Source organism: Paracoccus sp. J39 (assembly GCF_000518925.1).
In the GTDB taxonomy this organism is placed as follows: domain Bacteria; phylum Pseudomonadota; class Alphaproteobacteria; order Rhodobacterales; family Rhodobacteraceae; genus Paracoccus.
The window spans coordinates 1-8,483 of record NZ_JAEN01000043.1 but is presented as its reverse complement, the minus strand read 5'-3'; the positions used below and the strand labels follow the sequence as shown (position 1 = coordinate 8,483).

Below are 8,483 nucleotides of genomic sequence, written 5' to 3'. Positions count from 1 at the left end.
AGACAGACCTTCTTCCAAAAGCATCCTTGGACAATGTCTTTCCAGGTTCCCAGAAGAACCGGAAAACGCCGATCGCTCCTTTTCCGGTCTGGTGGCCAAAGCACGAGCAAAACACCCGATCCCATCCCGAACTCGGCCGTTAAGTGCCGTCGCGCCAATGGTACTGCGTCAAAAGACGTGGGAGAGTAGGTCACCGCCAGACCTGAAAAGAAGCGATCCGTCTCTCAAGAACGAAGCAGTGCGTATCAGAACGATCCGCAAAAAATGCCGCGGGGTAGAGCAGCCCGGTAGCTCGTCAGGCTCATAACCTGAAGGCCGCAGGTTCAAATCCTGCCCCCGCAACCAGAAATCCTGCACTTTCTTCAACCTCCTGTAGCAAGGAGGTTTTTTGTTGTCCGGACAACTGGCCCGCATCCAAGCTCAGCGCCAGAATGCCCGCCAGATCGCCGTGCAGCGTCAGTTCGAGCGCCATCCGCTTGCCCTTGGTCGGCACCGGCGTCGCCACGATCTTCTCGATCAGGCCCCGGATCGCTTCGCGGGCTTCAGATTCGTGATCCGGCTCGGAAAGGGCGGCGATCATCGCGTGGATGCGGTCGTGATAGGTGTCGGCCATCTTCGGGTGGATCCGCACGGCTGTGTTCGGGGCAGGGGCGGTGGCGAGGTCTTTCTCGATCTGCTTCTGCCGGGCCTCGAGTTGCTCCATCTTCGCCTTGATCCGCTCGGGCGGCAGGCCGGAGAGGAGCGCGTTGACCAGCGCGTCCTGTTCCTTGATAACCTTGGCCAGTTCCTTCTCGTTGACGGCCCGGTCATCGACATGGCTGGCGGCGAGGCGGTTGCGTTCGGCGATGTATTCCTCGGCGAAGATCTTCACCAGTTCCGGGTCCATCAGCCGGTCCGAGAGGATGGTCAGGATCCGACCCTCCAGCTCCTGACGGGTGATGCCGGTGCGGTTGGTGCAGACCGAGGTGCCTTTGTTGCGCGAGTTCGAGCAGCCGAAACGGTCCTTGCCCACGGTCGAGAAGCCGCCGCCACAGCAGCCGCATTTGACGAGGCCGGTGAGCAGGAAGCGCGGCTTGCGCCGTTCCCAGGCTTCCTTGTCGGTCTGCTCGATCTTGCGGCCCTCCTGGCAGGTCTTGATCCGGTCCCACAGCGTTTGGTCGATGATGCGCAGTTCCGGCACTTCGGTGACGATCCATTCGGATTCCGGGTTCGGTCGGGCCTGGCGCTTGCCGGTAGCGGGGTCCTTGACGAAGCTCTGCCGGTTCCACACCAAACGCCCAACATAAATCTCGTTGTTGAGCACGCCGGTGCCGCGCTTGGGATTGCCGTGGATGGTGGATTTGTCCCACTTGCCCGCGCGCGGGCCGGGGATGCCCTCGCGGTTCAACTGGTCGGCAATCCGGTTCGGCGACATCCCATCGGCATAGGCGGTGAAGATCCGCCGCACGATGGCGGCCTCGTCCTCATTGATCTGCCGGTCGCCGCGCCTGATCTCGCCGTCCTCGCCCATGTGGCGCAGGACCGTATAGCCATAGGCGTTGCCGCCGCCGGATTTGCCGGCCTCGACGCGGCCGCGCAATCCGCGCCGGGTCTTGGCGGCGAGGTCCTTCAGGAACAGCGCGTTCATCGTGCCCTTGAGGCCGATATGCATCTCGTCGATGCGGCCCTCGGCCAGGGTCTCGATGGCGGTGCCGGCGAAGGTCAGGTTCTGGTAAAGCGCCGCGATATCGGCCTGGTTGCGGCTGAGGCGGTCGAGGGCTTCGGAGATCACGATGTCGAAGCGCCGCTCGCGGGCATCCTGCTGCAGGCGCTGGATGCCGGGGCGCATCAGCGAGGCGCCGGAGGTGGCGGCATCCTCGTAGCTGCCCACGATCTGCCAGCCGGCGCGGGTGGCGCGCTCGCGGCAGAGCCGAAACTGGTCCTCGATCGACGAGGCCGATTGCAGGTCGGAGGAATAGCGGGCGTAGATGACGGCGCGCAGGGTCATGGGCGGATCTCCGTGCGGAGTGGCAGGTCAATCGTCAGGGGCGCCGCGTTCGGCGACGTGATCGGCGCGGGCGGCATCGCGGGCGAGCGCCCGGACGAGGGCGAGCAGTTGGTCCCGATGCTGCGCGGCTTGCCGAGTCCCGGCAAGGGCTTTGTCGGCCGGAGGTGCCGAAACGGAATCCGCCGTCCGCGCGGCATCCTCCCTGTCGGCAATATCTCTCCGGTCTCGTGCCATGGGCCGAGTTGCTCCCTGCGCCGCGGGGCATGGCCCGTCGGCGTTCGCTGATGATGATCCTGGACGGGGATAAGCCCGCTGCTGTTCAGATGATCATAGGGCATGGGAACGGCTCTCTAAGCTGAAAACACAGGTCTCGGGTCGCATGAATGTGGATAACCGGTTGAAAATACGGAAATCTCCCTCTCAAGAGGGGTGAGCTGGAGATGGCAGGAGCCCGCCACGGGGGCGAACTGTCCCATCTGGGGTCGAACGCGGAGAGAGCCGGGACGCGACCGAACACCAGGCGCGAATTATCCGGATTTTAGGGCGCGCTGGCGGGACGACGATGCCTGCCAGCGCACCCTGCCAAAGGACAGCACTTCAGGCGCCGCTGTCCTTCTCGCTCCTGCTGCAACCTTGCCAAAGCGTCGGATGTATTACCCGGGTCTTTTGATTTTTTGGTTCCTGGTCTTTGCGTTCTTTCTTTTTTATCCCGTGGAATGATGTGGGCGGCGGGCAGAGCCCGCCGCAGGAAGCGCCGTTTCTGGTTTTTGGCTTTTTGATTGGCGGCGTTGCCGCTCTCCTTGATTTTTTGTCTTATGTTTGCGGGGGAACGTGGTTCTATGGCGCGCGTGATCGCGTGGGGCGGGCGCCACCTCTCTGTCTCTATTGCGGTTGCTGCGCAGAGCGCGCGTCATGGTCTTCGCCCGGCGCCGCATGGCGCAGGCGCGCGAGCCAGTCCTGCACTTCGGCGCGATCCATGTCGCGCGATGCCATCAGCGCTTCGGCCATCTCCTCGAGCAGATTGCGGTGGATGGTCAGGATCTGCGCGGCGCGCTTCTCGGCCGTTTCGAGTTCGCGCCTCACGCGGAACAGCACGTCAGGGTCCAGCGCGATCAAGGTCTCGGGATCGGCGGTCCAGACCGGGCCGTGGGCGCCAAGCCCGTAGCGTGTCTGGATCGACGTCGCGATCATCGTCGCCTGTGCCAGATCGGAGTCGGCGCTGCCGCCGGCACCGGCCGAGACATCGCCCAGCACCAAACGTTCGGCGGCGCGGCCGGCAAGAAGCTGGGCCAGGCGATCTTGCATATCGGAGAGGATGCCGTGTCTGGCGGTGGTGTCGAACACGGTCCCCCCGCCGCCGTCACGGTCCAGGTAAACCCGTCGCACGGGGCCCAGATCCAGCGCCGCACATACGATGGCATGGCCGCATTCATGCAAGGCCACGCGACGGTCGATCGCCGGATCATGCATGATGCGGAACACTTTGCGTAGGTCATCGAGAGACATGTTTCGCTTTTGCCCCCGGGCCATTGCCCGCGTCTTCCGGATGGCGGCGTCGACATCCGCAGCGGAGCAGCCGACGGCACGGGCCGCGAGATCGCGCAGATCGGCTTCCCGCCAGTCCGGCAGGCAGTGGCGCAGCACGCCGAAGAGAGTATCGGCATCCGGCAGCGGCAGGGCGACCTTCATGTCGAAACGACCTGCGCGCAAAACCGCCGGATCGATGAACTGCGGGTGATTGCAGGTGCCGATGACGATGACGCCTTCTTCCCGGGCGATGGCATCCATTTCTGCCAGGAACGCATTGATCACCTGTGTGCGATAGCTGCGGTTGTGTTGCTCCGGATCTTCGCGCGAGCCGACAGCATCGATCTCGTCGATGATCAACACGGTTGGTGTTTTGGCACGCGCCTCGCGAAACGTCCGCCGCATCTCGCGCAGCATGTCGCCGAGATGGCCTGCGGCCTGCCATTCACCGAAGGTGCCGCTGACGACCGAAAAGCCCGCGCTGTTGCCCATGGCCCGGGCGATCCAGCTCTTGCCGGTGCCGGGCGGGCCATAAAGCAGCAGCGTGCGGGTCAGGTCGGCCCAGCCGATCTCGCCTTTCTTCCACATACGCAGGTCGCGCACGATCTGGCGCGCGGCGCGGAGCGCAGGCGTATCGCCGTGAATGTCCTCGAGCCAGGGACCGTCGGCCGCAGATCGTTGCGGGCCAGTGGTCATGGCCGCGATCTGTTCGGCCACCGCCTTCGCCACCGGCGCCCGCATCGCCAGGGTCAGCGCGAGCGCGTCCAGTTCGGCGAGCGTTGCGTCATTGGGCAGCGCAGCGCGGACCGCCGCCTCGTCGATGCGGCCAGTGGCGCTGTGTGTCGCACGAAGCGCCATGATCAGGATCTCGCTATCGAGGGGCGCGAACGCTTTCCGAGAGACAAGCGGATTGGCAAGGACCGTGGGTGCAGTGGCAGCGGCGGCCATCGGCAGCAGCACCAGGAGCGGGGCCTGGCGGTCGATCGCCACGACAAGGTCTCGCTCGAAAGCGGTCTGTGCATAGCGTGAGATCTTGCCGTCTGAGACGTCTGGGCTGAGCGTGATCAGACAGTCCTGGCTCTGAGTGCCATATTTGAGCGAGGTTGCCACCGACCAATTGGCCGGAAGGATATGGGTCAACAACTTCTTCAACTGGTCGAGCATGTCGTCGGGAACGCCGGTGATGACGGTGATCGCGCCAGGTGCCAACATCGCGTCGCGGTCCCGGACGGCGTCGATCGTCGCCACGAGGCGGAGAAGCGGGATGAGTTTACTGGCGGGCAGGCGGATGCGCGGCTGCGATGACCCATTGCTTGCGGTGGCCGTGGGATCGCCGCCGGCGTCCGCGATCGCATCGAACTCTTCGGGCGAAACATTTTGCGCGGATGAGCTGGAGTTCAGCGCATCGATCGCCGAGGAGCCCGGTGCCTGCATCGCGGCCTCCAGGAGTTCGGGCAGATCCATGTCCTCCGGGTCGAGCGCCGGATCCCACGCGGGGGTCAGCTTTTGCGCGAGATCAGCCTGCAGGCGACGGATGGCATGACGCGCGAGGGGAGCCCAGGGTGCGGGATGACGGGTTCCGGATTCGGAGTTCGGATTGCTGGACGGGATGGAGATTGTCTGGGTCATGGCAGGACTCCGGGTATGAAGAGGGTGAGCCGTCCGGCATTGCGGATGGCGACAGGGTCGGTTGCAGAGGGGCGCGGTCCCGCAGGGGGCGGAATGCGGTGGCGATGTGGGCCGAGCGCGCACGGAGATCCGGAAGCCTTCCGGCTTCAGGAGTGGCTGGCCTGGTCGGATCCGGACTCCGGGATAGAAACCTCCAGAAAACTCGGTATTGCTTCGGCGCCGCGTGGCTTCCGGATGACAAGGAGGTGGGCTACTGTCTCCTTGCCGCAGGAGGCATCCGGATCAGAGACATGGTCTCCTCGTGTGATCCGGAACGCCCCGACCCGACCGCGTTACCCGGTCAGTCCCCAATGGCGGCGCAGGATCGGATGGCGATCACGCGGAACGGTAGCGGGGCGGGGTTTGCGGTGCGATTGGGATGCCGGAGTCGGGGTGGCCGATGCGCCGGGTGGGGGCGTTTCCGGGGCACCGAGCGGGGCTTCCGGATTGTTGCCTGCCGCAGCTTTGGGTGGCGCGGACAGAGTATCAGCTCTCCGGGTGCGGTCCGCATTGATGATCTCTGCCTCGATCCGGTCCAGGGTCGCCTGGAGCATGAAAAGCGACTCAGGCCGGTAGATCTCGCTGACCACGTTCATCAGATCACTGAATTCCCGGTGAGGTACGAGGGCTTCCGGATAGAGACGACGCAGTTCCGCATGGGCGGCCTTCTCCATCGCGCAGGCAGCGTGGCCGGTGGGCATGGCCACGACCCGGAGCACATCGACAAGGGCGTCTTTGGGAAGTCCCAACTGGTGTTTGTGACGCTTTACGGGATGCGACGAGTATCCCAGTTTAAGATAGTGCCTCCGAGTGCCGGGATGACGGATATCCAGCAGGTAGATGTAGCTGGGCTTGGCGGTCCAGCTCTGCCCGCAGCCGGCGCAGTCGCACTGGCCCCATTGCAGATTGGCGCGAGCGATACGTTGCTCGTGCCCGCAGCTGTGACGATAGAGCCGATAGGAGGCATTGCCCTTTGGATCGCGGCCGAGGCGCTCCCAGCCGAAACGGGTGGCTTCGGCTTCCTCGCGATGAACAAGGCAGGTCTCGCAGCGCGGGGCAACTGCGCCGGATGCAACACGTTCAACGAAAGTGAACTGGCGCCGCGCCTCGTGGCCGCAGGGCAGGCCATAGTGGCCGTAATGACGGTGCGCGGGATCCCGGCCGAGCCAGGTCAGACCGGCGCCGAGGGCGGTCGCCCGCCAGCGGGCCTCGATGCAATGCGGGCAGAGCGGCTGCGCGGTCATGAGCACGAAGTGGCGTGCCACATGGAGGCCCCCACAGGTCTGACAACGCAGCGCGACACGGAAGCGATCCTGAACGCGGGCGATCAGGTCGAAGCCTTTGCTCCGCGCCGCTTCGATCCAATGGGCATGCAGTTCGCCATGATGGATGACGAGCGGCAGGTCTGAGACCGAAAGCGGGGCGCGACGGGCGTGCGAAGACAGGATGGTCGTGGACATAGGAAGTCCTCCCGAAAACAGGATGAGAAGATGAAGCCAGACCTCGGGCGCACGCAGGACGTGCGACCAGGAGCCGGTGGCGGAAGAAATGGGACAGGTGCGCGGCTGTGGCTGCCCATCTGTGATGGGCGCCCAGGTCGTCAGATATGTGGGGCGATCAGGCTGCGGGCGCCAGCATGAGATTGGGCGCGTCCGGTTCGATAGCGAGATCGTCCGCCTCAACCATCCCCGTGAAATCCGGGAGACGCGCAAGGGCATGCAGATGCTGCTGGAAGGCCGCAACCATCAGGTCAACGCGCCCTGCAACGAGGCCAGTGCCGGCACAGCGGAAGACCTGCGGGAAACGGTCGGGCAAGGCGAGCATGTCGCGGACCTGTTCCGGGCAGTCGCTTTCGATCAGCATCCGCGCCAAGTCGGCACAGCGCCGGAGCGGCAGATCCTCGCTGCGACAGACCGGCGTTCCGCGCAGAGCGGCGATCCCGTCGAGCACGCGGACCCGGGCCCGTTCGGCGTCGCGGATCCACGCGTCACAGGCCGGATCCCAGCTGCCACAATGCTCGAGGTCGCGCTCCGCCTCAATGTAATCCGCGAGGTCGCGCATCAACGTGGTGAAGCCGATGGTGATCGGCGTGTGCGTGAACGCGCTGTTGGCTTCCGGAAAGTCAGGTGCCGTGATAGGCGTGTGAATAGCCATGAGTGATCTCCTCGAAAGATCGTTGTGGTTAGGGCGGGGCAAGAGGGTAGGATCTCTTGCCTTCGCCTGCTCAATATGGCACATCGGTATCATGGTGTCAATATCGAGAATGGAGAAAACCCTTGGCCCCTCCGAAAAAGGATACAGAAGCGATCAATCTTCGGCTTCCTCGCGAACTGATAGAAGCCATCGACAACCGCCGCCGCGACGAGCCGGACCTGCCAACGCGGCCCGAAATGATACGGCGGGCGTTGGTCCAGTGGCTGGAGATGACAGACCCGGAACGGTGAAGGGTGCGGATGCCCTGATTGGTCTGTGAATGCCCGGGATCATTCCTGCGCAACCCGGTGACCGTCAATCGGATTTTGCGCGGGGATGGCTCCAGCGCTCTCTGGGTGAGTCAGCAGTTCTGTCAGCTATCCTGCTTTGTCATACAGGTTGCCTGAAGGTGTTTGGATTATCCTCAGTCTCGAATGGTGCAAGCTGAATGTCGTGCAACCTGCTTTATCAAGACAAAGCTCCCGACAGCCCAGGATTTGCCACATTTGCGGTGACGGCTATACTGTAACAGCGCGTTAACGATCCCGTCCAACTGTCCAACTGTCCAAGTGGGATATGCTTTACGGGATGTTCGGGGGTGATGCGGAGGAGGGGCTTTTGCCCCGCCTTGCGATTCATGTGGATAACCGGGCAAAGCAACCAGACTTTTTGCGCCGGATTGCTTACAATCGGCCTGCTCCCCCGAAAAAGGAATAGCCGATGCCACATAGCGCTTTCGCGCCCGAACCCGCATGCTTGCCTGTCACTGTGTCAATCGGCACGCAACTTTGACCCCCTTTCGGCGCCCAATAATGCCCCCGCTTGGTCAGCACGGGTAGCTGGCCCGATGCGGTGTAGCCTCCATACAGCGCAACCGGATCGGGCCAGCGGCGTCTCGGTCATTCCCGCGTCTTGAAGCGCCAGCTCTCGTTGCCGGTCTCGACGATGTCACAGTGATGGGTCAGTCGGTCGAGGAGCGCCGTTGTCATCTTCGCGTCTCCGAAGACGGTCGGCCATTCGCCGAAGTCGAGGTTCGTCGTCACGATGATCGAGGTGCGTTCGTAAAGGCGACTGATGAGGTGGAACAGGAGCTGGCCACCCGTCTGGG

Annotated in this window: 5 protein-coding genes, 1 tRNA gene, 1 rRNA gene and 1 pseudogene; 3 read left to right on the top strand and 5 right to left on the bottom strand. The window is 63.8% G+C overall.

Features of this window, described 5'->3' with window-relative positions; all coding sequences use genetic code 11:
• Nucleotides 1–87: 87 nt before the first annotated feature.
• Nucleotides 88–202, top strand: a 5S ribosomal RNA gene (rrf, locus tag L632_RS0121065).
• 66 nt (nt 203–268) lie between these two features.
• Nucleotides 269–345 (top strand) — tRNA-Met (locus tag L632_RS0121060).
• Here L632_RS0121060 and L632_RS24135 read toward each other — a convergent pair.
• The 4 genes from L632_RS24135 to L632_RS23345 all read right to left on the bottom strand — a co-directional run bounded on the left by L632_RS24135 (nt 302) and on the right by L632_RS23345 (nt 7,336).
• Complete coding sequence (locus L632_RS24135; RefSeq protein WP_084648174.1) at nt 302–1,987, bottom strand: recombinase family protein; 1,686 nt, start codon at nt 1,985–1,987, stop codon at nt 302–304. The two genes, L632_RS0121060 and L632_RS24135, sit on opposite strands and share 44 nt — an antisense overlap.
• A gap of 882 nt (nt 1,988–2,869) precedes the next feature.
• Nucleotides 2,870–5,143: an AAA family ATPase gene (locus L632_RS0121050; protein WP_084648173.1), complete on the bottom strand. Its 2,274-nt coding sequence runs from the start codon at nt 5,141–5,143 to the stop codon at nt 2,870–2,872.
• Nucleotides 5,144–5,475: 332 nt separating this feature from the next.
• Nucleotides 5,476–6,642, bottom strand: a complete 1,167-nt coding sequence (locus L632_RS24130; protein ID WP_084648172.1) for a hypothetical protein — start codon at nt 6,640–6,642, stop codon at nt 5,476–5,478.
• A 157-nt stretch (nt 6,643–6,799) separates the two neighbouring features.
• Nucleotides 6,800–7,336 carry a hypothetical protein gene (locus L632_RS23345; protein ID WP_051476519.1) on the bottom strand — a complete coding sequence of 179 codons (537 nt, stop codon included), beginning with the start codon at nt 7,334–7,336 and terminating at the stop codon, nt 6,800–6,802.
• A gap of 56 nt (nt 7,337–7,392) precedes the next feature.
• Here L632_RS23345 and L632_RS24125 point away from each other — a divergent pair, with 56 nt between their 5' ends.
• Nucleotides 7,393–7,626 carry a ribbon-helix-helix domain-containing protein gene (locus tag L632_RS24125; protein ID WP_084648171.1) on the top strand — a complete coding sequence of 78 codons (234 nt, stop codon included), beginning with the start codon at nt 7,393–7,395 and terminating at the stop codon, nt 7,624–7,626.
• A gap of 648 nt (nt 7,627–8,274) precedes the next feature.
• Here the strand turns inward: L632_RS24125 and istB are convergent.
• Nucleotides 8,275–8,483, bottom strand: a pseudogene (gene istB / locus L632_RS0121035) (IS21-like element ISPkr1 family helper ATPase IstB); the annotation flags it as partial.